The sequence below is a fragment of the Variovorax sp. efr-133-TYG-130 genome, from assembly GCF_030208835.1.
Lineage (GTDB): Bacteria > Pseudomonadota > Gammaproteobacteria > Burkholderiales > Burkholderiaceae_C > Variovorax.
In genome coordinates this window covers 77,793-103,038 of sequence record NZ_JARVTD010000032.1, presented here as the reverse complement: position 1 = coordinate 103,038, position 25,246 = coordinate 77,793, and the positions used below count along the sequence as shown (strand labels likewise).

The 25,246-nt window shown below is 65.6% G+C and carries 28 protein-coding genes; 11 read left to right on the top strand and 17 right to left on the bottom strand.

Translation table 11 applies throughout. The annotated features are described in order from the left end of the window. Positions 1-25 precede the first annotated feature (25 nt). The 3 genes from QRN67_RS27100 to QRN67_RS27090 are packed head-to-tail and all read right to left on the bottom strand — an operon-like array spanning position 26 to position 2,544. Complete coding sequence (locus QRN67_RS27100; protein ID WP_285414383.1) at positions 26-679, bottom strand: nucleoside/nucleotide kinase family protein; 654 nt, start codon at positions 677-679, stop codon at positions 26-28. Positions 680-704: 25 nt separating this feature from the next. Continuing rightward, positions 705-1,226 carry an alpha-ketoglutarate-dependent dioxygenase AlkB family protein gene (locus tag QRN67_RS27095; protein ID WP_106936642.1) on the bottom strand — a complete coding sequence of 174 codons (522 nt, stop codon included), beginning with the start codon at positions 1,224-1,226 and terminating at the stop codon, positions 705-707. A 43-nt stretch (positions 1,227-1,269) separates the two neighbouring features. Then, positions 1,270-2,544, bottom strand: coding sequence for a Glu/Leu/Phe/Val family dehydrogenase (locus QRN67_RS27090; RefSeq protein WP_081266038.1), 1,275 nt, complete (start codon positions 2,542-2,544; stop codon positions 1,270-1,272). A gap of 230 nt (positions 2,545-2,774) precedes the next feature. On the opposite strand from QRN67_RS27090, the gene QRN67_RS27085 reads away from it, so the two are divergent. Next, positions 2,775-3,197: a hypothetical protein gene (locus tag QRN67_RS27085; protein WP_285414382.1), complete on the top strand. Its 423-nt coding sequence runs from the start codon at positions 2,775-2,777 to the stop codon at positions 3,195-3,197. 144 nt (positions 3,198-3,341) lie between these two features. Further along, positions 3,342-3,809 carry an Lrp/AsnC ligand binding domain-containing protein gene (locus QRN67_RS27080; RefSeq protein ID WP_081266040.1) on the top strand — a complete coding sequence of 156 codons (468 nt, stop codon included), beginning with the start codon at positions 3,342-3,344 and terminating at the stop codon, positions 3,807-3,809. Positions 3,810-3,813: 4 nt separating this feature from the next. On the opposite strand, the gene QRN67_RS27075 is transcribed toward QRN67_RS27080, so the two are convergent. Next, a complete protein-coding gene (locus tag QRN67_RS27075) occupies positions 3,814-4,524 on the bottom strand; it encodes a YggS family pyridoxal phosphate-dependent enzyme (RefSeq protein ID WP_285414381.1) in 711 nt (236 codons plus the stop codon). A 51-nt stretch (positions 4,525-4,575) separates the two neighbouring features. On the opposite strand from QRN67_RS27075, the gene QRN67_RS27070 reads away from it, so the two are divergent. Continuing rightward, positions 4,576-5,619: a type IV pilus twitching motility protein PilT gene (locus tag QRN67_RS27070; RefSeq protein WP_081266042.1), complete on the top strand. Its 1,044-nt coding sequence runs from the start codon at positions 4,576-4,578 to the stop codon at positions 5,617-5,619. A 136-nt stretch (positions 5,620-5,755) separates the two neighbouring features. Beyond that, positions 5,756-6,892, top strand: a complete 1,137-nt coding sequence (locus QRN67_RS27065; RefSeq protein ID WP_081266043.1) for a PilT/PilU family type 4a pilus ATPase — start codon at positions 5,756-5,758, stop codon at positions 6,890-6,892. Between the two features lie 104 nt (positions 6,893-6,996). Here QRN67_RS27065 and QRN67_RS27060 read toward each other — a convergent pair whose 3' ends face one another. Both QRN67_RS27060 and QRN67_RS27055 read right to left on the bottom strand, forming a co-directional pair. Continuing rightward, complete coding sequence (locus QRN67_RS27060) at positions 6,997-8,547, bottom strand: MFS transporter (RefSeq protein ID WP_285414379.1); 1,551 nt, start codon at positions 8,545-8,547, stop codon at positions 6,997-6,999. After that, positions 8,544-9,026, bottom strand: coding sequence for a MerR family transcriptional regulator (locus QRN67_RS27055; protein ID WP_285414378.1), 483 nt, complete (start codon positions 9,024-9,026; stop codon positions 8,544-8,546). Before QRN67_RS27055 ends, QRN67_RS27060 begins: the two co-directional genes overlap by 4 nt. Before the next feature lie 87 nt (positions 9,027-9,113). Between QRN67_RS27055 and QRN67_RS27050 the strand changes: the two genes are divergently transcribed. Beyond that, entirely contained in the window at positions 9,114-10,022 is a 909-nt protein-coding gene (locus QRN67_RS27050; RefSeq protein ID WP_285414377.1) for an NAD(P)-dependent oxidoreductase, read from the top strand. A gap of 43 nt (positions 10,023-10,065) precedes the next feature. Here QRN67_RS27050 and QRN67_RS27045 read toward each other — a convergent pair whose 3' ends face one another. From QRN67_RS27045 to QRN67_RS27035, 3 genes are all read right to left on the bottom strand, one after another. Next, a complete protein-coding gene (locus QRN67_RS27045; RefSeq protein WP_081266047.1) occupies positions 10,066-10,872 on the bottom strand; it encodes a BON domain-containing protein in 807 nt (268 codons plus the stop codon). Then, positions 10,869-11,513: an SIS domain-containing protein gene (locus QRN67_RS27040; RefSeq protein WP_081266048.1), complete on the bottom strand. Its 645-nt coding sequence runs from the start codon at positions 11,511-11,513 to the stop codon at positions 10,869-10,871. Before QRN67_RS27040 ends, QRN67_RS27045 begins: the two co-directional genes overlap by 4 nt. A gap of 86 nt (positions 11,514-11,599) precedes the next feature. Then, the gene (locus QRN67_RS27035) at positions 11,600-11,968 is read right to left on the bottom strand and encodes a YraN family protein (protein ID WP_081266049.1); all 369 of its coding nucleotides are present in this window, start codon (positions 11,966-11,968) and stop codon (positions 11,600-11,602) included. 46 nt (positions 11,969-12,014) lie between these two features. Here QRN67_RS27035 and rsmI point away from each other — a divergent pair, with 46 nt between their 5' ends. Then, positions 12,015-12,962 carry a 16S rRNA (cytidine(1402)-2'-O)-methyltransferase gene (gene rsmI / locus QRN67_RS27030; protein WP_106936635.1) on the top strand — a complete coding sequence of 316 codons (948 nt, stop codon included), beginning with the start codon at positions 12,015-12,017 and terminating at the stop codon, positions 12,960-12,962. On the opposite strand, the gene QRN67_RS27025 is transcribed toward rsmI, so the two are convergent. Further along, positions 12,959-13,495: an RNA 2'-phosphotransferase gene (locus tag QRN67_RS27025; protein ID WP_285414375.1), complete on the bottom strand. Its 537-nt coding sequence runs from the start codon at positions 13,493-13,495 to the stop codon at positions 12,959-12,961. The genes rsmI and QRN67_RS27025 overlap by 4 nt on opposite strands. Further along, a complete protein-coding gene (locus QRN67_RS27020) occupies positions 13,492-14,388 on the bottom strand; it encodes a LysR family transcriptional regulator (protein ID WP_106936633.1) in 897 nt (298 codons plus the stop codon). Before QRN67_RS27020 ends, QRN67_RS27025 begins: the two co-directional genes overlap by 4 nt. A gap of 43 nt (positions 14,389-14,431) precedes the next feature. On the opposite strand from QRN67_RS27020, the gene QRN67_RS27015 reads away from it, so the two are divergent. Beyond that, positions 14,432-14,983, top strand: a complete 552-nt coding sequence (locus QRN67_RS27015) for a hypothetical protein (RefSeq protein ID WP_285414374.1) — start codon at positions 14,432-14,434, stop codon at positions 14,981-14,983. A 14-nt stretch (positions 14,984-14,997) separates the two neighbouring features. Here QRN67_RS27015 and QRN67_RS27010 read toward each other — a convergent pair whose 3' ends face one another. After that, entirely contained in the window at positions 14,998-15,726 is a 729-nt protein-coding gene (locus QRN67_RS27010) for a glutathione S-transferase (RefSeq protein ID WP_106936632.1), read from the bottom strand. A 76-nt stretch (positions 15,727-15,802) separates the two neighbouring features. Beyond that, positions 15,803-16,606, bottom strand: coding sequence for a sulfite exporter TauE/SafE family protein (locus tag QRN67_RS27005; protein WP_285414403.1), 804 nt, complete (start codon positions 16,604-16,606; stop codon positions 15,803-15,805). Between the two features lie 134 nt (positions 16,607-16,740). Between QRN67_RS27005 and QRN67_RS27000 the strand changes: the two genes are divergently transcribed. Further along, the gene (locus QRN67_RS27000; protein ID WP_285414373.1) at positions 16,741-17,508 is read left to right on the top strand and encodes an AraC family transcriptional regulator; all 768 of its coding nucleotides are present in this window, start codon (positions 16,741-16,743) and stop codon (positions 17,506-17,508) included. A 27-nt stretch (positions 17,509-17,535) separates the two neighbouring features. Here QRN67_RS27000 and QRN67_RS26995 read toward each other — a convergent pair whose 3' ends face one another. Further along, positions 17,536-17,763, bottom strand: a complete 228-nt coding sequence (locus tag QRN67_RS26995) for a hypothetical protein (RefSeq protein ID WP_081266057.1) — start codon at positions 17,761-17,763, stop codon at positions 17,536-17,538. On the opposite strand from QRN67_RS26995, the gene QRN67_RS26990 reads away from it, so the two are divergent. Continuing rightward, positions 17,762-19,135: a tyrosine-type recombinase/integrase gene (locus QRN67_RS26990; protein WP_285414371.1), complete on the top strand. Its 1,374-nt coding sequence runs from the start codon at positions 17,762-17,764 to the stop codon at positions 19,133-19,135. The genes QRN67_RS26995 and QRN67_RS26990 overlap by 2 nt on opposite strands. On the opposite strand, the gene QRN67_RS26985 is transcribed toward QRN67_RS26990, so the two are convergent. Beyond that, positions 19,053-19,940, bottom strand: a complete 888-nt coding sequence (locus QRN67_RS26985) for a substrate binding domain-containing protein (protein WP_285414370.1) — start codon at positions 19,938-19,940, stop codon at positions 19,053-19,055. The genes QRN67_RS26990 and QRN67_RS26985 overlap by 83 nt on opposite strands. Before the next feature lie 1,039 nt (positions 19,941-20,979). On the opposite strand from QRN67_RS26985, the gene QRN67_RS26980 reads away from it, so the two are divergent. Beyond that, entirely contained in the window at positions 20,980-21,954 is a 975-nt protein-coding gene (locus QRN67_RS26980; RefSeq protein WP_285414369.1) for a Bug family tripartite tricarboxylate transporter substrate binding protein, read from the top strand. Positions 21,955-21,989: 35 nt separating this feature from the next. Here QRN67_RS26980 and QRN67_RS26975 read toward each other — a convergent pair whose 3' ends face one another. After that, the gene (locus tag QRN67_RS26975) at positions 21,990-22,919 is read right to left on the bottom strand and encodes a LysR family transcriptional regulator (RefSeq protein WP_285414368.1); all 930 of its coding nucleotides are present in this window, start codon (positions 22,917-22,919) and stop codon (positions 21,990-21,992) included. A 94-nt stretch (positions 22,920-23,013) separates the two neighbouring features. Here QRN67_RS26975 and hisC point away from each other — a divergent pair, with 94 nt between their 5' ends. After that, on the top strand, positions 23,014-24,126 hold the full coding sequence (gene hisC, locus QRN67_RS26970; RefSeq protein WP_285414367.1) for a histidinol-phosphate transaminase: 1,113 nt from the start codon (positions 23,014-23,016) through the stop codon (positions 24,124-24,126). A 193-nt stretch (positions 24,127-24,319) separates the two neighbouring features. Here hisC and QRN67_RS26965 read toward each other — a convergent pair whose 3' ends face one another. Beyond that, positions 24,320-25,195 carry a Bug family tripartite tricarboxylate transporter substrate binding protein gene (locus QRN67_RS26965; protein ID WP_285414366.1) on the bottom strand — a complete coding sequence of 292 codons (876 nt, stop codon included), beginning with the start codon at positions 25,193-25,195 and terminating at the stop codon, positions 24,320-24,322. Positions 25,196-25,246: the final 51 nt, after the last annotated feature.

Below are 25,246 nucleotides of genomic sequence, written 5' to 3'. Positions count from 1 at the left end.
CGGCATGAAAGTTTTCCTGGCGGACTCAGCCCCAGGGCAGCACGTGGTGCGCGCGCACCCGCGTGGCCGCGATCAGCCGCGCATTGGGCGCGTCGGTGCCGGCCACCCAAGCGCGCGCCTCTTCGAGGCTGCGGCCGAACTGCTGGTGGCGCCGCACCAGCCGCTCTTCGCGCAGCGCGTCGTCGATGTCCACGTACCAGACCTCGTCGAGCATCGCCGCCGCGCCGGCCCACGGACCCGCGTCGTGCAGCAGGTAGTTGCCTTCGGTGATGACGAGCTGCGTCGTCGGCAGCACCGCGATGGCGCCGGCCACCGGCTCCTCGATCTCGCGGCGGAATTCCGGCGCATAGACGATGTCGCCGTCGGGCCGCTGCTCGCGCAGGCGCTGCAGCAGCGCGACGTAGCCGGCGCTGTCGAAGGTGTCGGGCGCCCCCTTGCGGCCGGCGCGGCCGAGCCGCTGCAGCTCGACGTTGGCCAGGTGGAAGCCGTCCATGGGCACGACCTGCGCACGGTCGGCGCCCACCAGCGCGAGCAGCGCCGCAGCGAGCGTGGACTTGCCCGCGCCGGGCGCGCCGACCAGGCCCAGGAGCTTGCGCCGGCCGCCGGCCAGCAGGGCTTGCAGGCGGGCGGCGCTGTCGAGCGGGAGGGGAGGAAGGATCTGCGCGGAATGGGTAGTCATTGCCGGAGGGTAGCGTCCCGCGGCGCTATTTCAGAATCTCGCGGAACGTCAGGCTGATACGCTCCCCCGCGCCATCGGCCTTGGGAATCGCGTGCAGCCATTCCTGCTGAACGGCCGCCGACATGTAGAGCATCGATCCGTGCGGCAGCGGGTAGTCGAATCGGGCGCTGCTGTCGGACTTGCTGCGATACGCGATCGACCGCGTAGCGCCGACGGACACGATGGCCACGCCCGTGCCGGGCGCCAGTGCGTCGAGCGCGTCCGAATGAAATCCCATCGACGACGCGCCGTCGGCATAGCGGTTGAGCAGGCAGTTGTTGGGACGAAAGCCGAGCGCGGCTTCGATCCGGTCGCACAGCGCTTCGAGCTGGGCGGGGATCGGCACGGCCTCGTAGGCGATCTGCGAATAATCGTAGGGCACGCCGAAGCTGGCGGTCTGGCGTGCGCGCATGCGCTCGTCCCACGTCACCGCGGACCGGAGCCATTCGAGAAGGGCATCGGGCGACGCGACGAACGCGGGATCGAGGTGAATTGGCGGACCGCTCATGGGTCCGCAGCATACAAGGACCGGCGCCCTGCGATCAGGGAGATCAGGGATACAGGCCGCGTTCCTGGCGCGCCATCAGGATGCGCTCGCAAGCAACCGCGTACGTCGCGGTGCGCAGCGTGATCTTGTGTTTGTCCGCGGTGTCCCAGATCTGGTTGAGCGCGTTCATCATGATGCGGTCGAGGCGCACGTTGATCTCGTCCTCGTCCCAGAAGAAGGACGAGAAGTCCTGCACCCATTCGAAGTAGCTCACGGTCACGCCGCCGGCGTTGCAGATCACGTCGGGCACCACCAGCACGCCGCGCTCGGCGAGGATGTCGTCGGCGGTCGGCACCGTGGGGCCGTTGGCGCCTTCGAGCACCAGCTTGGCGGTGGTCTTCTGCGCGCGCTCGGCGGTGATCTGGCCTTCGAGGGCGGCCGGGATCAGGATGTCGCAGGCGACGTTCCAGAAGTCTTCGTTCGGCACGATGTCGCCGCCGGCCTTGAAGGCGACCACGCCTTCCTTGTTGGCCACTGGAATCAGCTTGGCCAGGTCGAGCCCGTTGCTGTTGACGATGGTGCCGGTATGGTCCTGCACCGCGACGATCCTGGCGCCCGCTTCGGCGAAGAGTTCGGCAGCGACGGAGCCCACGTTGCCGAAGCCCTGCACCGCGATGCGCGCGCCGCGCAGGTCCATGCCCAGGCGCCGCGCTGCTTCACGGCCGGTGACGAACACGCCGCGGCCGGTGGCCTTCACGCGGCCGAGCGAGCCGCCCAGGTGCAGCGGCTTGCCGGTGACGACGCCGGTGGCGGTGCCGCCGACGTTCATCGAGTAGGTGTCCATCATCCACGCCATGATCTGCGCGTTGGTGTTGACGTCGGGCGCGGGGATGTCGGTGTGCGGGCCGATGATGATGCCGATCTCGCTGGTGTAGCGGCGCGTGACCTTCTCCAGCTCCTGCAGCGACAGCTTCTTGGGGTCGACGCGGATGCCGCCCTTGGCGCCGCCGTAGGGCAGGTTGACGGCCGCGGTCTTGATCGTCATCCAGGCCGACAGCGCCATCACTTCCTCGAGCGTGACGTCGGGGTGGAAGCGCACGCCGCCCTTGCCGGGGCCGCGGCTCATGTTGTGCTGCACGCGGTAGCCCTCGAAGTGGGCGATGGTGCCGTCGTCCATCTCGATGGGCACGTCGACGATGAGCGCGCGCTTTGGGCGCTTCAAGGTTTCGACCCAGCGGGCCAGCGGGCCGAGATACGGCACGACGCGGTCGACCTGCGAAAGATAGGTGCCCCACGGGCTGTTGGCGGTAGGGCTGACGAAGGAGAGTTTTTCGCTCATGAGAGATCCCTTGGTTGAACGGGTGGCCGCAACGATAGACCTCCACCGCGCGTTGCGCCATGGCTTATGCGCGCCGCGCTGGCGGTTATGCAAGAGACGTTAGGGCGCCTCGCGCGAGTGAGCGGCGCAGATGACAGAACCGTCATCGACGGGTTATCGATCCGGCGGATCCACTTCTTAGAGTTGTCTCCACCGATCAACACACAAGCAACCACATCAAGGAGTTACGCATGAAGAAGCCCTCGTCCACCGCCCGTCTGCTGGCCACCACCGCCGTCGCGGCCCTGCTCGGCGCAGCCGCCGCGCCCAGCCTTGCCGGCAACTATGCGGAAGGCGATCCGCGCCCGGTGCCGATGGCGTCGTCCACCACCCGCGCCGCGGTGGCCGCCGACGCGCAGCAGTGGCTGAAGGCCGCGCCGACGCAGGGCTACACCGACGCCATCGCGCAGGCGCCGGCCGTGGTCTCGACGAACACGCGCGCCGCCGTGGCGGCCGACACGCGGCTGTGGCTGCAGTCGGGGCTCGCGGCCAAGCAGAACGGCGAAGCCGGCGCCGATGCAGCGCAGCCGGGCTACCGCCAGGCCGCCGCGGACTACAGCAGCCGCAAGGCTGCGGCGCAGGCCCAGGCACAACCGGGCACCGCGCTGCGCTGAGCGGCGGCAAAAAATGCCCCTGCTTTCGCGACAAGGGTAGGCAATGGGTAGGCCAAGGCATTTCCTTGGTTCTATCTCCTATGGCCGGCACTCGCAGGCCGCATTTTCTTCAAGTGATCGATGGGCGAGCCGGATAATCCTCCGATGCTCGACCTGGACCGCATCGATCTGCGCCTGCTGAAGATTCTTCAGGAGGATGGCCGCATCACCAACCTCAAGCTGGCCGAGGCGGTGGCGCTGTCCCCTACCGCGGTGCTGGCTCGGGTGCAGCGCCTGACGCGCGACGGCTTCATCCAGGGCTACGAGGCGCGGCTCGATCCGCAGAAGCTGGGGCGCGGCTTCACCGTGTTCGTCGAGGTGCTGCTCGACCGCACCACGCCCAACGTGTTCGACCAGTTCAAGGCCGCCGTGCAGGTGCGCGACGAGATCATGGAATGCCACATGGTCGCCGGCGGCTTCGACTACCTGCTCAAGACCCGCATGGCCGACATGGCCGCCTACCGGGAGTTCGCGGGCACCGTGCTGTGGCAGTTGCCCGGCGTGCGCGAGACGCGGACCTACGCGGTGATGGAAGAGGTCAAGAGCAGCGCACGTCTGCCGCTAGGGATCTGAGCTTTCAGGCGGGGCCGGCGGGCTTGCGCGCCCGGCCGCCGAAGATGGCCGTGCCCACGCGCACCATCGTGCTGCCCGCGCTGATGGCGGCTTCGAGGTCGGCGCTCATGCCCAGCGAGAGCGTGTCGAGCGCGATGCCCGCGTTGCGGATCGATTCGAAGATGCCATGCGCCCGCAGGAACAGTTCGCGCTGCGAAGCGAAGTCCGGCGCCGGCTCGGGGATCGCCATGAGCCCGCGCAGCCGCAGCTGTGGCAAGGCCGCCACAGCCTGCGCCAGCGGCAGTGCCTCTTCGGGCGTAACGCCGGACTTGTTGGCGCCGCCGTCCACATTAACCTGAAGGCATACATTCAGCGGCGGCAGGTGCGCCGGCCGCTGGGCCGACAGGCGCTCTGCAATCTTGAGCCGGTCGACGCTGTGGACCCAGTCGAAATGCTCGGCCACGGGCCGTGTCTTGTTGCTCTGCAGGGGGCCGATGCAGTGCCATTCGAGCTGGGCGCGCAGGTCGGCCAATGCTTCGATCTTGTCCAGCCCCTCCTGCACGTAGTTCTCGCCGAAGGCCGACTGGCCCGCCGCATGCGCCTCGCGCACCGCCTCCGGCCCGAAGGTCTTGGACACCGCCAGCAAGCGCACCCCGGCCGGGTCGCGGCCGGCCGTTACACACGCCTGTGCGATCCGGTTGTTTACTTGCTGGAGGTCGTCGCCAATCATCGTCATAATCGTCCAAAATCGTATCAAAACGTCACCGAACTCGATTCGAGGAGCCCCGTGGACATCACCCAACTGCTGGCATTCAGCGTCAAGAACAAAGCCTCCGACCTGCATCTTTCCGCGGGCCTGCCGCCCATGATCCGCGTGAACGGCGACGTGCGCCGCATCAACGTCGACGCGCTCGACCACAAGGGCGTGCATGCCATGGTGTACGACATCATGAGCGACACGCACCGCAAGCACTACGAAGAGTTCCTCGAGGTCGACTTCTCGTTCGAGATCGACGGCCTGGCGCGCTTCCGCGTCAACGCCTTCAACCAGGCGCGCGGCGCGGCGGCGGTGTTCCGGACCATTCCCTCGAAGATCCTGACGCTGGAGCAGCTGAACGCGCCCAAGATTTTCGGTGAACTGGCGCTCAAGCCGCGCGGGCTGGTGCTGGTGACGGGCCCCACGGGCTCGGGCAAGTCGACCACGCTGGCGGCGATGGTCAACTACCTCAACGAAAACGAGTACGGCCACATCCTCACGGTGGAAGACCCGATCGAGTTCGTGCACGAGTCGAAGAAGTGCCTGATCAACCAGCGCGAAGTGGGACCGATGACGCTGTCGTTCTCGAACGCGCTGCGCTCCGCACTGCGCGAAGACCCGGACGCGATCCTGGTGGGCGAGCTGCGCGACCTGGAAACCATTCGCCTGGCCATGACCGCGGCCGAAACGGGCCACCTGGTGTTCGGCACGCTGCACACCTCGTCGGCCGCCAAGACCATCGACCGGATCATCGACGTGTTCCCGGGAGAGGAAAAGGAAATGATCCGCGCGATGCTGTCGGAGTCGCTGCAGGCGGTGATCTCGCAGACGCTGTGCAAGACCAAGGACGGCCAGGGCCGCGTGGCGGCGCACGAGATCATGCTGGGCACGCCGGCCATCCGGAACCTGATCCGCGAGGCCAAGGTGGCGCAGATGTACTCCACCATCCAGACCGGCCAGGGCCAGGGCATGCAGACGCTCGACCAGAACCTGACGGATCTGGTGCGGCGCAATACCATCTCGGCTGCGGAAGCCCGCGGCAAGGCCAAGATCCCCGAGAATTTCCCCGGCTAGTCATGAGGCCCCCCGGCTTTTCACTTTGCTGCGCTGCGTGTAACTCCACCCCCCAGGGGGGAGGCGCGGCCGCCTTGGGGCGGCCCGGCGGTCGGCCGCCAGCGGGTTCAATCTAAACAGATCAAGGAGCGCTCTCATGGAACGCGATCAAGCCAGCCAGTTCATCAACGACCTGCTCAAGCTCATGGTGAGCCGCGCCGGCAGCGACCTGTTCATCACCGCCGACTTCCCGCCGGCCATCAAGGTCGACGGCAAGGTGACCAAGGTGTCGCAGCAGGCGCTGGGCGCGCAGCACACGCTGGCGCTCACGCGCTCGATCATGAACGACCGCCAGACGGCGGAGTTCGAGCGCACCAAGGAGTGCAACTTCGCGATCTCGCCCACCGGCATCGGCCGCTTCCGCGTGAACGCGTTCGTGCAGCAGGGCAAGGTCGGCATGGTGCTGCGGACCATTCCCGCCAAGCTACCCACCATCGACAGCCTGGGCATGCCCCAGGTGCTGAAGGAAGTGACGATGAGCAAGCGCGGCCTGTGCATCCTGGTGGGTGCCACGGGCTCGGGCAAATCGACCACGCTGGCCGCGATGATCGACTGGCGCAACGAGAACTCGTTCGGCCACATCGTGACGGTGGAGGACCCGGTGGAATTCGTGCACCCGCACAAGAACTGCGTGGTGACGCAGCGCGAAGTGGGCATCGACACCGACAGCTGGGAAGCCGCGCTGAAGAACACGCTGCGCCAGGCGCCCGACGTGATCCTGATGGGCGAAATCCGCGACCGCGAGACCATGGAACACGCGGTGGCCTTCGCCGAGACCGGCCACCTTTGCATGGCGACGCTGCACGCCAACAGCGCCAACCAGGCGCTCGACCGCATCATCAATTTCTTCCCCGAGGAGCGCCGCGCGCAATTGCTGATGGACCTGTCGCTGAACCTGCGTTCGCTGGTGTCGCAGCGGCTGGTGCCCACCGAGGACGGCCTGGGCCGCGTGGCGGCGGTCGAGGTGCTGCTGAACACGCCGCTGATTTCCGACCTGATCTTCAAGGGCGAGGTGGGCGAGATCAAGGAGATCATGAAGAAGAGCCGCAACCTGGGCATGCAGACCTTCGACCAGGCGCTGTTCGACCTGTTCGAGAGCCACTCGATCACCTTCGAGGACGCGATCCGCAACGCCGACTCCGCCAACGACCTGCGTCTGCAGATCAAGCTCAACAGCCAGCGCGCGCGCAGCACCGACCTGGCCGCCGGCACGGAGCATTTCGCGATCGTCTGAAACAGCAGCCCCCCGGCTTTTCACTTCGCTTCGCTGCGTGTAACTCCACCCCCCATGGGGGAGGCGCGGGCCGCCTTGGGAGCGGCCCGGCGGCGCCCGCCGAATCAGTCGATCGTCTTCTGCCACGCGGCGAACGCGCCCGCCGCCAGCGCAATGACCGCCATCGCGGTGAAGCCGTCGAGCGAGGCCATGAAGGTGGCCTGCTGTTCGAGCGTTCGCCAGAGCGTGCCCAGCGCCATTGCATGGGCCTCGCCCGCCGCATGGCCGGCCGCGGCGAAACCGTGGGTCAGCGACTCCAGCGCCTGCATGAAGGCGGCGTTCGCGGGGTTGGCCGACTCGCTCAGGCGCACTTCGTGCAGCGCCAGGCGGTGCTGCTGCAGCGCGATCACGCTCGATGTGGCGAATGAAATCGCCAGCTGGCGCACGAGGTTCTTGAGCCGGTAGCCGTGCGCGAATTCTTCCGCCGCGAAGGGCCTGAAGGTGAGGTTGGCCACGGGCAGCACCACGAACAGCATCAGCAGGCCGCGCAGCAGCAGCGGGGCCAGCAGGGCCTCTCGCCCCGCCTGCGGCGTGACCCGCGACAGCCACCACGCCGCCAGCGCCGCGATGCCGAAGCCCGCGACGATGAGCCACTTCTTGCGCGTGAGCCGCGCCGAATAGCGCAGGTAGACGAACACCAGCAGCCCGGTCGCGAGCGAGGCGGCGCCGGTGAAGTAGCCTGTATTGCCCACCGTGAAGCCGAGCCCGCCTTCCATCAGGCGCGGCAGCAGGTAGCTGAAACCCGTCGAGAGGTAGTAATAGACGACGTAGAGCGCGAGCCCCACGCGGAACGACGCATTGCGCAGCGCATGCAGCCGCACCAGCGGCGCAGGGTGCCGCCACTGCTGCCAGCCGAACCATGCGAGCCCCGCGACGCCGGCGAGCGTGAGTCCGATCAGCGCGGGCGAGCCTGTGAACAGCTCGAAGTGCGAGCGCGTGAGCACCACCTGCAACGCGGCCTGCGCCAGCGCGAACACGACGTAGGCGATGTAGTGCGGCTCGGTGCGTTCGTGCGGCGCGACGTCGCCGATGTCGGGCAGCGTCCAGAGCACCAGCAGGCCGATCAGCACCGCAACCGGCGCGGTGCTGGCGAACAGCCAGCGCCAGTCGAAGTTGGTGACCAGAAAGGCGCCGGCAATGGGCGCCAGCGCGCCGCCGAACACGATCAGCACCATGAAGGCCTTCAGCGCCTGGCCGCGCCGCGCGGGCGCGATGCCGATCTGGATCAGGATGCGGCAGGCGCCGAGCATCGGCCCGACGAAGTAGCCCTGCACCGCGCGCGCGGCCGTGAGCTGCATCGAGCTGTCGCAGAGCGCGGCGCCCACGCCGCCCAGCGCGAAGGCGAACATGCAGACCGCGAGGTAGCGCCGGTAGCCCAGCCGCTCGACCCACGCATGCTGGTGCAGGATGCCCAGCACCGCGCCCAGCGCATAGGCGCTGGAGGCCCACACCAGTTCGTCGGGCGAGGCGTTGACGCCGCCGGCGATGTAGCTCGCGAAGAAGGCGAACAGCGCGTTGTCGAAGTAGTCGATGGCCGTGACGAGGCCGATGGCCCAGGGCAGCAGCGCGATCGCGGCATTGCCGAGCGAAGGTCGCGCCAGGGCCGGGGAGCTCATGGCGCCGGCCGCTCCTTGCGGCGCTGCTCCAGCGCCTCTTCCACCGGCTCGCCGGCAAGGCGGCGCTCCACGTAGTCGAGGTCGCGCCGCAGTTGCGCCTGCAGCGCCGCGGCTTCCTTGAGTTCGCGGCGCACCTGGGCCACGCGCGCATCGAGCGTCGAGAGCTGCCCGGTCAAGGTTTCGCGCAAGGTCTTGAGCGATGCGTTCGACAGGCGCGGACGGCCGCCTTCGGCCGGCGCTTCCATCGGCTGCTGCAGCATCGTGGTGATGGCCGTGAGCGAGAAGCCCAGCGAACGCATGCGCAGCACGCGCGCGAGCTTGTCGAGGTCGGCCTGCTCGTAGAGGCGGTAGCCGCCTTCGCTGCGATCCGGCACCACGATGCCCAGCTCTTCGTAGTACTTGAGCGTGCGCGGCGTGACCTCGAGCCGGGCCGCGGCGTCGCGCACGGTGATGGTCCTGGCGGGGTTCGGCGTGGTCATGATGGTTCCATTCTACCCAAACCTGTACGTTCACGTACAGGTTTGGGCCATCGCACCGGTCGCGGAATGGCTTTAAGCTGTCGCCCCATGAGCAGCATCAACCCCCGCACCTACGAATCCGTCCCCGCGCAGACCGTCGCCTTCCTGGGCCTCGGCGTCATGGGCGGCCCCATGGCCGGCCACCTGGCCAAGGCAGGCCACAGCGTCACGGTCTACAACCGCACGCCCGCCAAGGCCCAGGCCTGGGTCGCCGAATTCGGCGCACCGGGCCGCCATGCACCGACCCCGCGCGAGGCCGCCGCGGGCGCCGACATCGTGTTCTGCTGCGTCGGCAACGACGACGACCTGCGCTCGGTGGTGCTGGGCGACGACGGCGCCTTCGCCGGCATGAAGAAGGGCGCGGCATTCGTCGACCACACGACCGCCTCGGCCGACGTGGCGCGCGAGCTGGCGAAGGCGGCACAGGCGCTGGGCCTGCATTTCATCGACGCCCCCGTCTCGGGCGGCCAGGCCGGTGCGCAGAACGGCGCGCTCACCGTCATGTGCGGCGGCGACGCGGCCGTGTTCGAGCGCATCAAGCCGGTGGCCATGGCGTTCTCTCGCGCGGTCACGCTGCTGGGCGAAAGCGGTGCCGGCCAGCTCGCGAAGATGGTGAACCAGATCGCCATCGCGGGGCTGGTGCAGGGCCTGTCCGAAGCCATCGCCTTCGGCCAGCGCGCCGGGCTCGACATGGAAGCCGTGCTGGGCGTCATCAGCAAGGGCGCGGCCCAGAGCTGGCAGATGGAAAACCGCGGCAAGACCATGATCGAGGGCAAGTTCGACTACGGCTTCGCGGTCGACTGGATGCGCAAGGACCTGGGCCTGGTGCTCGACGAAGCCAAGCGCAACGGCGCGCGCGTGCCGGTGACGGCGCTGGTCGACCAGTTCTATGCCGACGTGCAGCAGGCTGGCGGGCGGCGCTGGGACACTTCCAGCCTCATCACCCGCCTCAAATAAGAAAAGCCCGCTGAGCGGGCTTTTTCAATTCGGGCGCTTTCTTTCAGCGAACCGGCGCTGTCGTCGCGCCGCTGGCCGGCAGCGGCTCCATCGGCGGCAGCGGCACGCGCGACGATGAAGAAGAAGCCGGCACCACCGTCGACGAAGGCGCCGACGGCGTAGCCGACGTCACCGGCGCGGGGCCCTGGCCGCCGCGCTGCGCCGCGGCCTGGTTCGCCGCCTGGCTGGCGGCCAGGTCGGCTTCGGAGACGACCTCGACCACGCGCACCACCTTCACCACGCCCGTCACGCCACGCGTGATTTCGGTGGCGCGGTCGGTTTCGCGGCGGGTGGCGATGCCCATCAGGTAGACCACGCCACGCTCCGTCACCACCTTGAACGAGTTGGCGAAGATGTCCTTGGCGTCGAGCAGCGAGGCCTTCACCTTGCCGGTGATGTACAGGTCGTTCGAGCGGTCCTGGAAGGTGCTCGAGCTGCCCACGGTCAGTTCGTTGACCACCGAGCGCACATTGACGATGCGGCTCACCTCGTCCTCGACGCGTCGGCGGTCGGCGTCGCTGCCGACGGCGCCGGTCAGCAGCACCTGGCGGTTGTAGCTGGTGACGCTCACGTACATCTGGTCGTTGGCGATGTCGCGCACCCGGGCAGCGGCGCGCAGCTCGATGCCCTGGTCGTCGAGCTGGGCGCCCGAGCTGCGGCGGTCGGTCGCCACCATGCCCACGCCCACTACCGCGGCGCCGCCCACCACCAGCGGCACGCAGGCGGAAAGGCCCGCGACCAGCGCGCCCCCCAGGGTGAGCGCGATGGCGAAACGTCGGGCCGGTGTCGTCTTCATGGTTGCGAGGTTCATGGGGAAACTTCCTGTTCTCCGAGTAACTGGGCATCCACGCCGTCGCACAGGCAATGCAGCGCGAGCAGATGGACTTCGTGGATGCGCGCCGCACGCTCGTGCGGCACGCTGATCTGGACGTCGGTTTCGCGCAGCGCGCGGCCGATGGCGCCGCCGGTGCCGCTGCTGCCGGCGCCCGGCGCCGAAGGTGCGCCCGAGGCGGCATTGCCCAGCAGCGCGACCACGGTCATGTCGCGCTCGTGCGCGGCCGTCACGGCCGCGAGCACTGCGGCCGATTGGCCGCTGGCGCTCAGCGCGAGCAGCACGTCGCCGGCCTGGCCGAGCGCGCGCACCTGGCGGGCGAAGCGGTCGGCGTCGATGGCGTTGGCGCTGTCGGCATTGGGGTCGGTGGTGTCGCCGGGCAGCGCGATGGCGCCGAGCTCGGGCCGCTCGCGTTCGAAGCGACCCACGAACTGCGCGGCGAACTGGGCCGCCAGCAGCCCCGACACGCCGGCACCGCAGGCGAGCACCTTGCCGCCGCTGGTCACGCAGGCCAGGATGGCCTGCATTGCCTGAGAGATGGGTTTGCTGAGGACCGGTCCGGTCTGGTATTTGAGGTCGGCACTATCGATGAAGTGCTGCTGAATCCGTTGCTCGAGCATGAGGCGGGATGATAACTGGGGGCTGTGAAACAAGACGTGTGAGTTGTGGAGCCTTCAAGAGGGCTTCAGTTCCCGCGAAAGAGGCATCAGCCGGCATCGAAGGCCGCCTGCAACCAGGTGATTTTCTCCTCGACCAGCACCACGTCGAAGCGGCACGGCGGCAGCGTGCGCAGCTGGTTCAGGTAGTGCCGCGCCGCGAACACGATGCGCCGCTGCTTCAGGCCGGTGATGCTGCCGCCCGCGCCGCCGTGCGTGCCGCTGCTGCGCTGGCGGACCTCGACGAAGACCAGCGTGTGGTCGCGCGGATCGCGCATGATCAGGTCGATCTCGCCGCCGCCGCGCCCGGGCGTCCGATAATTGCGCGCGACCAGCACCAGGCCGGCGTCCTGCAGATGGTCGAGCGCGGCGTCTTCCGCCGCATCGCCGCGATGCTTCGTTGTGGTGTCGGTCTTCATGGCTCCCTGCCTGCAATCTTCTTGTTCGATCTGACGGAGAAACCTCTTGGCTTCACTCGCCCCTGCTTCTTTCGGCGCCGCCCTCGCGGCCGCGCACGACGCCGCGGGTGCGCAGCATTATCCGCAAGGCACCCTCTACGTGGTCGCCACGCCGATCGGCAACCTGGCCGACATCACCTTGCGCGCGCTGCATGTGCTGCAGCTGGTCGACGCGATCGCCTGCGAGGACACGCGCCATACCCAGAGCCTGCTGCGCGCCTACGGTATCGACCGCCCCGGCGCACGGCTGCTCGCGGTGCACCAGCACAACGAGGCCGAAGCCGCGCAGGCCGTGGTCGCGCGGCTCGCGCAGGGCGAGCGCATCGCCTACGTCAGCGACGCCGGCACGCCCGGCGTGAGCGACCCCGGCGCGCGGCTGGCCGCCGCCGTGCGCGCGGCGGGCCAGCGCGTGCTGCCGCTGCCCGGTGCCAGCAGCGTGACCACGCTGGTCGGCGCGGCGGGCCTGGTGGCCGACGGCGGCGATGGCAACGCCAGCAGCGCCTTCGTGTTCGCCGGCTTCCTGCCGAGCAAGGCCGGCGAGCGCGACACCGCGGTGCAGGCGCTGTCGCAGGAGCCCCGCGCCGTGGTGCTGCTGGAGGCGCCGCACCGCATCGAGAGCCTGGCGCGCGCTCTCGCCACGCTGGGCGAACGCCGCATCACCGTGGGCCGCGAACTGACCAAGCAGTTCGAGGAAATCGCGACCGTCGCGGCCAGCACCCTGCCCGACTGGTTCGGCGCCGACCGCGACCGCACGCGCGGCGAGTTCGCGCTGGTGCTGCATCCGGTGGCGGTGAGCGGCGACGGCGGTGCCGAGGGCGAACGGGTGCTGCGGCTGTTGCTGGCGGAACTGCCGGTGAAGACGGCGGTGAAGCTGGCCGCGGAAATCAGCGGTGCGCCGCGCAATACCCTGTATGAACTGGCGCTGCGCATTCGCAACGGGGCCGAAGACGCCTAGCCCGACAGAAACTCCGGCGGCACGGCCGCCGTCAGCCAGACACCGTTCTCGGCGCAATGAAAGGCGTGGCCCAGCGCATGCATGCGGCCTGCGTCAACCACGAGCACATGCGCCTTGCCATGCCGGCGCCCAACCTGCACCGCGGTGGCTTCATCGGCCGACAGATGCACATGCTGCCGGGCTCCCGGCAGGAGACCATGCGCGCGGATCGCGTCGAGAAAACGAGTGGCCGTGCCATGAAAAAGCAATGCTGGCGGTGCCAACGCTTCGAAGCCACGGCTGACTTGCTGCGTCGAATGGCCTTGCAGGGCGCGGATGCGGCGCCCGTCGGCGGACAGCTCATAGCGCTTCTTCGTGCCCGAGTCGACCGCCTGCACGACGTCCGCCCGCGCGAGGTCGCGCCCTCCGGCTACGGCGCCCGCCACCAGCGCATCGATGTCGGCCCAACCTTCCGCATCGAGCCGCAGGCCGACCGATTCCGGCGCGTGACGCAACACGTAGGCGATGAACTTGCTGGCGCTCTCGGGCGTCATGGCGCGGCCTTCCAGTGATCTCGATGCGTCAGCAGCGCGTCCATGAGCCTCTGTGCGTGCGGTGTCGGAGGGCGATCGGCACCGTGGAACATGTGATATTCGAGCGGCGGATAGCCCTGCAACGGAATCGCCACCAGACCCTTTGGAATGCGGCAGCAGGCGTTGACCACGGCAAGCCCGAAACCCAGCTGAGCGAAACGCAGCATCAGTTCCCAGCCATTGGCTTCGAGCGACGGCTGCCACGGCACCGACTCCGCCTGAAGCAGCCGGCCCAGCATTTCGCGGTGCGGCCGCCCTTCCGGTGGCACGATCAGTTGAGCGTCCTTCAAGTCGCGCAGGCGCACCGATTTGCGTGAAGCCAGGGCATGCGCGCGCGGTACGACCAGCACCTGGCCCACGACCGTGAGGCGCACCGCCGCCAGGTCTTCAGGCGCAGTGCCCAGGGGCGCAATGCCGAGTTGCGCCTGTCCGGCCCGCACCGCCTGTATTGCTTCGTCCCGGTTGCGCGTGAGCAATTGCAGGTGCGGCGAGGCGCCAGGACCCGAGAACTGCGACAGAGCCTTGCCCAGCAGATAGAGATAAGCCCCCTCGCCCGCAGCCAGCGTGACGACCGGCTGGTCTCGCCCGGCTGCAAGGCCTTTGACGAAGCGTTGGTTGAGCGCGAGCAGCTCCCGCGCATGCCGTGCGACCTGCTCACCCGCGCTGGTGAGCTCTAGCGCGCCACCGATCCGCATGTACAGCCTTGCATCAAGCTGTTCGGCCAATTTGCGCACTTTCGCATGCAGGGCCGGCTGGCTGATGTGAAGCAGGCGCGCCGACTCGCTGAAGTTCAGCGTGTCCGCGAACACTGCGAAAGACTGAAGGGCGTCGAGATTGGTGCGAGGAACATCCATCTATCCATTTTATGGATAGTACATCCAATATCAGTAGTTCCTGATGATTGGCTTCATTTCTACGATTCGCCTGCTTCAAACACAAAGGGAATCAGAAATGCAAAACACCACTTGTCTCCCCAGGCTCGGCATCGACATCGGCCGGGTGCTCATCGCCGCCGAAGGCGCTGGCGGCGCGGACACCTCGTTCATCGGCGGCTCGCTGCAAGACGCACTGGCGACGCCGCCGTACGAAGGCATGTTCGACGCCGTCGCGCCGCTGGTCGAAAGGTTCGACGGCCGCGTCTGGCTGGTCTCGAAGTGCGGCCCCAGCGTTCAGGCAAAGAGCCGTGCGTGGCTGCAGCACCACCGCTTTTTCGAACGCACCGGCATCGCACCCGCCAACCTGCGCTTCTGCCTTCAAAGGCCGCAAAAGGCCGATCACTGCCGCGACCTGCGCATCACGCACTTCATCGACGACCGCACCGACGTGCTGCGCCATCTGGAGGGCATCGTGCCGAAACGGTATCTCTTCGGCCCGCAGAGCAAGCCGGTGACAGTCGCAGGACTGGTGCTGCTGCCGTCGTGGAACGATGCGGCTGCAATCGTGGCCTGAAGGTTCAGGCGCCGTCAGCCGTCCAGCTCCGCATAGCGCCTGAAGATCCCGTCTTCATTGAACGCAATGCGCCGCGGGCTCTGCAGGTAGTCGTGCACCCGCTGGCGGCGCTTGACGTTGCCATGCAGCTTCTCGACCGCCGGCGTTGCAGCCAGCGCGCGCGCCGTGGCCTTGGGGAATGCATAGCGCAGGCCATCCACCAGCTGGAACAGCGACAGGTCCGCGTAGGTCAGCGTGTCGCCGACCAGGTGCAGGCTGCCCGCCGGATTGCGCTGCAGCACCTCTTCGAACCAGTCGAGGAACTTCGGGATGCGCTCTTCGCGAAAGGCCTTCGCGCGCTGCATGGCGGCGTCGCGCTGGTCTTCGTAGTAGGCGCCGGTCGATATGGGATGGTGCGTGTCGTGCGCCTCCGCCACCGCATCGGCGATGGTGAGCTGCAGCTGGTGCGTCCACAGCCCGTCGGACTCGCCCACGCCCGACAGGCCCAGCCGTGGCCCGAGGTACAGCAGGATCGCGGCGGTCTGGCCGACCACGATGTCCCCGTCGACGAGGAAGGGCGGCGCGAACGCGGGGCGCGCATTGCCTGCATCGCCGAGGCGGCGGCCCAGCGCGGACTCTCCACCGCCTTTCGACTCGGGCAGCCGCGCCACGTCGACGTAGTCGGCGCCGGCCGCCTCGAGCGCGAGCCGCACGAATTCACCGCGGCCCTGGATGGTGGGCCAGTAATGGAGTTGGTATGGCATGCGGCCATGGTGTCATGGCTCGGCGGGCCGCTGCAAGGCTTTGGCGCGAAGCATCGGCTTCGGCTGACATGCACGCTCAGCGCAGCACCATGCCCGCCAGCACCGCCACCAGCAGGCCCAGGTACACCCAGGTGTGGATGCGGTCCGGAATGCGGCCGATCAGCGGCGCGGCCATGCGCACGCCGACCAGCGAACCCGCCACCAGCGCGGCGAACGCGGGCACGTCCACGTAGCCGATGTGCCACCCTTCCAGCGACGAGGCCGAGTTCCATGCGAGCCCCATGTAGGTCGCGGTGCCGGCCAGCGCAACAGGCAGCGACAACGGGTTGGCCATGGCGGTGGCATGCGTCATGGCGGCGCCCCGGCGGCGCATCAGCGGCACGGTCATGACGCTGCCGCCCACGCCGAGGAACGCGGCGATCAGCCCGATGACGAAGCTGCCGAAGCTCGCGACCCGGCCCGACAGCGGGCGTGCCGCGGCGGATGCGGTGTGCTTGAGAAAACCGGGGCGGAACACGCAATCGAGGATGGTCGCGCCGAGGTACGCGATGAAGGCCCAGCGCACGAACTCGCCATCGGCCGCAACGGCCGCCGCAGCTCCCACCACGGCGCCTGCGCCGATGGGTCGCAGCAGCGGACGCACCTGCGCCCAGTCGAGCGTGCCGGCGCGCTGGTGCCGCCGCGTGGCGAGCATGGCGCTGACGATCATCACGCAGGTCGAAGTGGCCACGGCGATGTGCATGGCGGACTGGCCGGTGGCGCTGCCCGCGCCGTGTTTCGCGATCAGCGCACGGTAAAGCAAGGGAACGACGACGAAGCCGCCGCCAAAGCCGAACAGCACGGTGGTGGCGCCTGCCAGGCAACCGAAGCCGGCAAGCATGAGATGGATCGACACGAAACGCTCCTGGGCATTGAGGACAAGACCGTCACGATAGGTCGGCGCGGCTTGGCGCGCTTGCGCATGTGGGCCAATAATGTTCGCGTTCCGGCCAACCCGCTTTTTTTGCCGACCCTATGCGCAATGTTCCGCTCGACTCCGTGGATGCCATCGCCCGCGCGGTGTTGGCCATAGGCACCGACTACCCGCCGGGCACGATGCTGCACACGCACAGCCACCGGCGCGCGCAGTTTCTTTACGGGGCGACCGGGGTGATGGAGGTCGGCACCGATGACGGCGCCTGGGTCGTGCCGCCGCAGCGCGGCGTGTGGATCCCGGCCGGCAAGCCGCACCGGGTGCGCATGCTCGGGGTGAGCACGCGCAGCCTCTACATCGAGCCGCGCGACGTGCCGCGCAAGGGCGACCAGTGCGAGGTGCTGAACGTGTCGCCGCTGCTGCGCCAGCTGCTGATGGAAGCGATCGAGGTGCCGCCCGAATACGACAGACAAGGCCGCGATGGTGTGCTGATGCGCCTCGTGCTGCACGAGCTGGCGCGCGCCGAGGCCTTGCCGCTGCTGCATGTGCCGCTGCCGCGCGACCCGGCGCTGGCGGGGCTCTGCGTGGAATTTCTCAGGCGGCCCGGCATCCACGTGGCGCCGTCGACATGGGCGGCGCAGTTGAACGTCAGCGAACGCACCTTCAACCGCCGCTTCGGCCTCGAGACGGGCATGGCTTTCGGCAAGTGGCGTCAGCGCGCCTGCGTGCTGGTGGCGCTGTCACGGCTCGCGGCGGGAGAGCCGGTGACGGTGGTGGCGCTGGACATGGGCTACTACAGCCCGGGCGCGTTCTCGACGATGTTCCGCAAGACGCTGGGGCGCCCGCCCTCGCATTTCACGATGGCGTAGCGGCGCTTCGGGGGCCGGAGCGCAGGCTCACCAGAACTTCCACCATGGCCGCGGCGCCTGCCGCAACGCCAGCGGGCGGGTGTCGAGGTCGTCGGTGTTCTGCGGCGCGATGGTGTCGCCCGAGCGGCGCCGCATTTCGGTTTCGAGGGCATGTGCGATGCCGCGCGCCTTTTTCTCGCCGCGCAACGCGCGCCGCCGCCATTCGGCGGCATGCGCTGCCAGGCTGGCCTCGTCCAGATCAGTCAACTCCGTCATGGGTGGGAAAAAGAAAAACCGGAAGCTTTTGGGAGCTTCCGGTCTGGTATGTGGTCGCCGCCAGGAACCAAACCTGTGTCCTGAACCCGCACAAATCCTTGTTATTCTTGAGTTCGATTTTGGCACATACCCCCAAAAGTACCCCGACCCCAGAACGTTCTGCATCATGCCGTTATCCGACGTCAAAGTCCGCAATCTCACCCAGCCCGGTCGCTACGCCGATGGCGAAGGCTTGTATTTGCAAGTCACGCCCCACGGCAGACGCTACTGGCGTATGAAGTACCGATTCAGTGGCAAAGAGAAACTGCTTGCCTTTGGTGTGTATCCGGTCGTGGGAATCAAAGAAGCACGCGAAAAGCGTTTCGCGGCCAAGCAGGCCCTGAGTAGGGGCGAGGATCCTGGAGCTATCAAGAAGGCCGCCAAGCAGAAGGTCCTCCAAGAAACAACTAGCACACTTCAGGCGGTCGCCGAGGAATGGCTTTCTCATCAGGCGGGACGCTGGGAGGCCAACACATTGGCGCGTACCCGAGCCTCACTGGAGGCAGATGTCTTTCCTGCACTTGGCAGCACGCCCATCGCAGAAATCACCACACGGCAGGTCATGGAAGTAGTTAAGAAGATCGAAGCGCGCGGCGCCGGAGAAATCGCAATGCGAGTTCTGCAACGCATCAAGGCGATCTACCGCTATGCCACCACACACCAGCACATTGATCGTAACCCGATGGGGGACCTTGTCCCTTCCGAAATTCTGAAGCCAAGGCGCGTTCAGCATCGAGCCGCGCTGGGACCTGCTGATCTGCCTGAATTTCTCTCCAAGCTGGACGCCTATCAAGGCGACCCGCACACCGTTCATGCCCTAAGACTATTGATGCTCACCGCCGCACGACCAGGCGAAATTCGGAGTGCCTGTTGGACTGAATTCGACTTGGCGGCCAAGTTATGGCGCATTCCCGCTGAACGCATGAAGATGCGAACAGAGCACGTGGTCCCGCTTTCAGCTCAAGCCATTGCTGTCGTCGAGTCCATGAAACCAATGAGCGGCCATCGAGACCTCGTATTTCCGAGCCCCTTCTATCCGTCGAAGCCTCTCAGCGAGAACACGTTCAATAGCGCGATGGCTCGGATGGGCTACAAGTACTTGGCAACCGCACACGGCTTTCGGGCGCTTTTCTCGACGGTAGCCAACGAAGCCGGCTGGAACGCGGATGCCATCGAACGTCAGCTTGCGCACGCGGAACGAGACCAAGTACGTGCTGCGTACGATCGCGGAAGCCGCTTGCCTGAGCGAGTCAAGTTGATGGAATGGTGGGCGAACTATCTCGACAGCCGGCGCGTCGGAAAAGTGGTCCCCTTACATCAGCTCGCAGCCTGACATCAGTGGATTGACTCGTCAACGTGGCGCCGCCCGATCTCGCTGGCAAACCAGCGGAAGATACTCGAACCGATGAGGCTTGGGTCTGTCCCCATGCAAGAGGTGCAATTGCAGCACCTGTCAAGACCGGAAGGGAAGCAGCGCTGTCGCGCATGCGAACTTCCAGCATCGCGAGCAGTGCACGCAGCGCGGCGCTATTCTGGCGGCGCTGTGTGTAGGCTGCATAGAGCCAGATGTCGCTGGGCATGAAATCCTGGAGAACCGGGACCAGGTGAGCGCCGTCCACGTAGGGTTGCGCAAGCAGGTCGGGAACGCACACCGCGCCGATATCCGCCAGTGCTGCGCCAATCAACGCACTCGCATCGTTGGCGTCCATGCGTCCCCGGATGGGCACGTTGTACGGCTGGCCGTCCACTTCGAATGCGATCTGTGGAGGCCCTGGCGTGACGGAGTATGCGAGGACGTCGTGCTTTCGCATGTCATCGGGCTCTAGCGGGATGCCGCGCCGCGCCCAGTAGCGCGGCGCGGCGCAAAGTGTGAGCCCCATCCGGCGCAGGCGCCGCACGATCAGGTTCTCGTCGCCGATCCGCCCGAACCGCAAGGCGATGTCTACTCCCTCGTCGACAAGATCGATCATGCGGTTGCTCAGTTTCAGGTCGAATTGCACGTCGGGATAGCAAGTGAGGAAGTCTCCCAGCAGGCGCGGAAACGCCGTCTGGACCATTCCGTGGGGCGCGGTGATCAACAGGCGACCGCTGGGGTGCGAGCCGCGTGCCTGCAGTTCGCTCGTGGTCTGCTCGATCATCTCCATCAAGGGCGCACATCGCGCCTGCAGCAACCGGCCTGCGTCGGTGAGGGAGACCGAGCTGGGGTCTACTGAATGATCATCTGAAAGGCCCATCGATACTGGAGCCAATCTTTAATTTCAAGAATTTGTTCCCCGAGTTGTTCCCCGGTTTAGGAGCCGCTGTCGATCTCGTTGATGGCTTATCACCTGCTCGGAACAGAACTAATCTAACGGCCACAAGATCGGCGAAAGCCGCGTACGCCTTTCCGTGATGGGTTAAACCAAACTGCTGCAATCTCGCAACACATCGCTTGCAGTCGACCGGTCGGAGGGCGATGCCCGTTTCGGGATCGATCCAAGACTGCGAGCAGGTTTGCATTGCGCGAAGTTGAGTTGGGCTGATCGAACTGCGTACGGGATGTCGAGATATTGGTGTGGACTGGAGCGCCCGCCACAAAACATCCCGACGGCCAGCTTCGCTGCCTTGCATCGCCAGCGCGCTGGCGATGCAAGGCAATCACCGGAGATTAAGTAGTCGCCACAATCCTGGACTCGCTAGCTCAACATTGGCACGTCTACAGGGGGCAGGTCATGCTGCACGCACAAAACATCGGCAGCCACAGTTTTGATCATTCTCGTCGAGTCGCCGTCGCCTCGCGAAGCAGGGCCGCCTACCTCCCCTCTATGGGCGCGGCGGTGTCACCCAGTGCACAGATTGCGGAAAACAAAGTGTTGCGCCTCAGCATCAAGGGATAACCATTATCAATTTTTCTTAAGTTGAAGCTGACGGTCGTGTGCTGCAGCAATGTGGTGCATCAGGCTGCGTACATAAGGTGCGAAATTGCTCTCGGAACTTCTGCCAATAGGACTCGGACTTCAGGATGCGCCAGGTCAGTGCAATCCAACCAAAGTTTCAAACTTCCACTGTGACGCACTCATACGTTTGCCCTCATCCATGCGATTGCCTTGAGTGATCACGATGCCACTTGCTTGCATTGATCAACCAAAGGGCCACGAGTGACCATGCGAGTTCCTTTGTTCCGGTGGAGTAGATCCCATGATTAATTTTTCGCGCCGTGTAGTGGTCCTTTTTCTCTCGCTCAGCGCCGCGGCCGCTATGCCGGCAACTGCACAAACGCCAGCACTCATCAAGCTCGTAGTTCCCTATCCGCCGGGAGGGAGTGTCGACACGATGGCCCGTCTGCTGGCGCAGCCCCTTTCCGATGAACTCAAGACGTCCGTGGTCGTCGACAATCGGCCAGGCGCAGGTGGGCGGATTGCAGCCTCGCAACTAAAGCGAGACACCGCCGACGGCAGTGTGATTCTTATCGCACCGAATGCACTGACAACGATCCAGTCGCTCACTTATGCAGGGAAGATCGACTACAGCGTCACGCGGGACTTCACTCCCGTTTCACGTCTCGCGTCCTATCCTTTTGGTGTTGCAGTACCCACGAACTCCCCGGCAAAGTCCGTCCCTGACCTGCTGAGGGCCATGAAGGCCAACCCCTCCGTGGCATCCTATGGCACATCCGGAGCCGGAGGTATGGCCCACTTTGCAGCGATCGCGCTCGGCAAGGAAGCGGGTGTCGACTGGACTCATGTGGCCTTCAAAGGTGGCGCGCCGCTGGTCACAGACCTCATCGGCGGTCACATTCCGGTGGGCGTGGATACATTGGTCGATCAGATCGAGCACCAGCGAGGAGGAAAGATTCGTATCCTGGGCATCTTCAGTCCTCATCGCTACGCGCTGGCACCGGAGATTCCCACGCTGGCTGAACAGGGACTGAAGGTGGCACCCGTGGAGGGCTGGTTCGGCGCATTCGTTCCCGCACGCACACCGAAGGAAACCGTTGCGCGCATCGATGCAGCGATCGCCAAGGTCATCCAGGAAAAGGATTTCAAAGCCAGACTGAACAAGCTCATGCTGGAGCCGAGCTATCTTCCCTCGCAGGAGTTCACGAAGCTCCAAGTGGCAGAACTGCAGCAGTGGGAGCCTGTTGTGAAGGCCTCGGGCTTCACACCCGATTGATCATCGAGGCGATGCCGGCAAGCCGGCGTCATACTTCACGTGCGGCGCGTCTCCAGCGCGCGAGCAAGCCGCGAGAACGACTTGAGCATGGACACCAACTGAGTGGCTTCGCGGCCAAGGCGCCGCCCCGCCTTGAAGACGATTCCAACTTGATAGGCCAGATCCACCTGCTCCTTGATTCTGATCTCGGACAAGTTCCCGATGGCTAGCGGGTGTTGAAGCAGCACGGACGGCAGACGGGCCACGCAATCCGATTCGAGAAGCATCGAGATGGCGCCGAACAGCGAATCCGAAACTGCCGCGAATCGCGGGCTACCAAGCTGATGCCGGAGGAACAATTCTTGGACGCTTTCGTCATGCTGTCCCGCCATACTAGGGTTTCCGACGACGATCCACTCGCTCGCCGCAAGATCTCGCACTGAGCGGGCCGCACCGAGGGGATGCCCCTTGCGCGCAGCGATGGCAGCCCGGCCTTCATAGAGAAAGTGGATGGTCAGATCACCGGATTCGAATGACTCCGGTAGTCGGGTGACCGCAAGATCCAGTCTGTTGTCCCGGATGCCTGCAAGCAGTTCCGACGTCGAACGTTGAGTGATGTGAATTGTCGTGCTCGGAAACGCCAGTCGAAAATCCTTGAGGACCGCCGGCGCCAAACGCAGCGAGGGATCGATGGAAACCCCCAATCGGATCTGACCTGTTGCCGGCCGATTGACGTTCTGCAGCCATTCCTCGGCTCTCTCTGCCTCTTGCAGAATGGCTCTGGCTTGGACAACAAACTCCTCCCCCACGGGAGTCAACAGAACTCCCTTGGCAGTGCGCTGCAAGAAGGTGACAGAGTACTCAGCTTCGAGATTGGCAAGGCTCTTCGTAAGACCTGCCTGCGAGACATCCAACGCTCTGGCCGCTGCGCGATATCCGCCATACGCAACAACGGCGAGGAGATCTCTTAACTGCTGCAAAGTCATCGTTCTGCAATAGTAGTCCGAAGCGATAACCATAGGCAATCACGAAGTGCTGCAAGCGATGGCAATCCTGCGTCACCTCAAGCATATTCGTTGAATGACCTCTCCTGTTTCCTACCCCGATCACATCGCCGCCATCAAGCCCTACATTCCGGGCAAACCCATCAGCGAAGTCGCGCGGCTTCTGCCGGGTGCGCGAATCGTCAAGCTTGCTTCCAATGAGAACCCACTTGGCGCCAGCCCCAAGGCCATGGAAGCTCTCGCCCAAGCCCAGATCAATCTGTCGCTGTACCCAGACAACGATTGCGCAGATATGGTGTCGGCTATCGCTCAGTTCCACGGCGTGGACCGCGAGACGGTCGTCGTTGGTGCGGGCTCCGAGAGCATCATCGGCACCTCGGTTTCGACCTTGCTTTCGATCGGCAGGCGAACCTCCTTTTCTCAATATTCCTTTCAAGCCTACGTGAACGCGGCTCAGCGCGTAGGAGCAACCCCTTTGCAAGTGGCTTCGCCGGATTTTCACGTCGACCTCTCCGGCCTGCGGCAGACGCTGGCACAAGACCCGACGCTGATCTATATAGCCAATCCTGGAAATCCGACCGGGACCTGCGTGGATCCGATGGAGCTTGAGTCATTCATCCGTTCGGTTCCGTCCCATGTCGTGGTACTGCTCGACGAGGCTTACTACGAATACATGCCAGCAGATCGGCGGCTGGACTCGATCCGGCTGGCGACCACGTTGCCAAACGTCCTGGTCACCCGGACCTTCTCCAAGGCGTACGGTCTTGCAGGGCTGAGGATCGGGTACGGCATCGCACACCCCGGTCTCGCTGCAATGCTGCGCCGAGTGAGGGCACCATTCACCGTCTCCGAAGCGGCTCAGCGAGCAGCGATCGCAGCGCTTGATGATCAGGATTTCCTCACTCGAACGGTGGAGACGAATGCTCGCTCCAAGGCGGCCATGCAAGAAGGCTTGACGGCATTGGGGCTGACGGTCATCAATTCGCACACGAATTTTTTTCTTGTAAAGGTGGCGGATGGAGCGAACTGGGCTCATCGCCTCGAACAGCGTGGCCTGATCGTTCGTCCCGTAAGTTCGTACGGCCTCGGCGAGTGGATTCGGATCAGCATTGGCACGATGGAAGACACGCAACTGCTCATCGAAGCATGCAAGGCTGAACTGGGCAAGCCGGCGGTGACTGCAGCCTAGCCGGGGCAGTTATCTTGAAGTGCTGCCGCCTCCAGTGCTCGATAGAGAGGAGAAAATCTTTTGCCGGTGCCGTCGAAAGACGGTAGTACCGAAAGATCCTTCTCGCTTGACTGCTGGCACAAGGTATCGCCGCAAGACGCGCTCTGATCGGTCCGGTCTTTCCTCTGGGCGTAGGCAGGTCGAAATGCCAGCCCTATTCGACCCGGGCGCCAGAAGCGCGCACCACGGGAGCCCAGCGCTTCACTTCATCTTTCATGAAGCGCGCCAGCTCGGCGGGACTTGAACCTACCGCCTCCGCGCTCAGTTCATCCATTCGCCTGCGTATTGCCGGATTCTTCAGCGCGAGCAAGGCGGCGCCATTGAGCCGGTCCACAACGGCCGGCGGCGTGTTGGCAGGCGCCAGCAACGCGTTCCACGTCGCGACAAGAAACTCAGGGAATCCAGCCTCGGAAGAAGTGAGGGTTTCCGGAAGATTGGTGAGCCGCTGCGGCGTGGTGACTGCCAGGGCGCGCAACTTCCCCGACTGGATATGGGGTAGCAGCGCGGGCACAGTGTCGTAGACGATGTCGATGTTTCCCGCCAGCAGATCTTGCAGTGCAGGCGCGGCCCCTTTGTACGGGACATGCGTAGATTGCACGTGTGCCTGGGTGTTGAACATTTCTCCCATGAGATGGCTTACCCCGCCAACGCCTTGGCTACCGAAAGTCAACTTGCCAGGATCCTTTCGCATTGCATCGGCAAGTTGCCGCAAGGACTTGTACGGCGAAGAGGCCTGAACTACGACTACTCCACCTACACGCGCGATCAAGGAGATGGGTGCAAAGCTTCGTATCGGGTCATAGGGCAGCTTCGCATAAAGAGCCGGATTGATCGCGTGCGTAGATACGGTCGCCATCAGGATGGTGTATCCATCCGTAGGTGACTTGGCAACGACATCGGAACCCAGACTTCCCCCGGCGCCCGCACGGTTGTCGACGATCACGGGCTGCCCCAACGCGGCCCCCATCTCCGCCGCCACGAGTCTGGCCACGATGTCGGTCCCTCCGCCAGCGGCGAAGGGGACGATCATCTTGACTGGCCGCTGCGGATAGCTCTGAGCGGCATGCACAGCGGGAGCGAG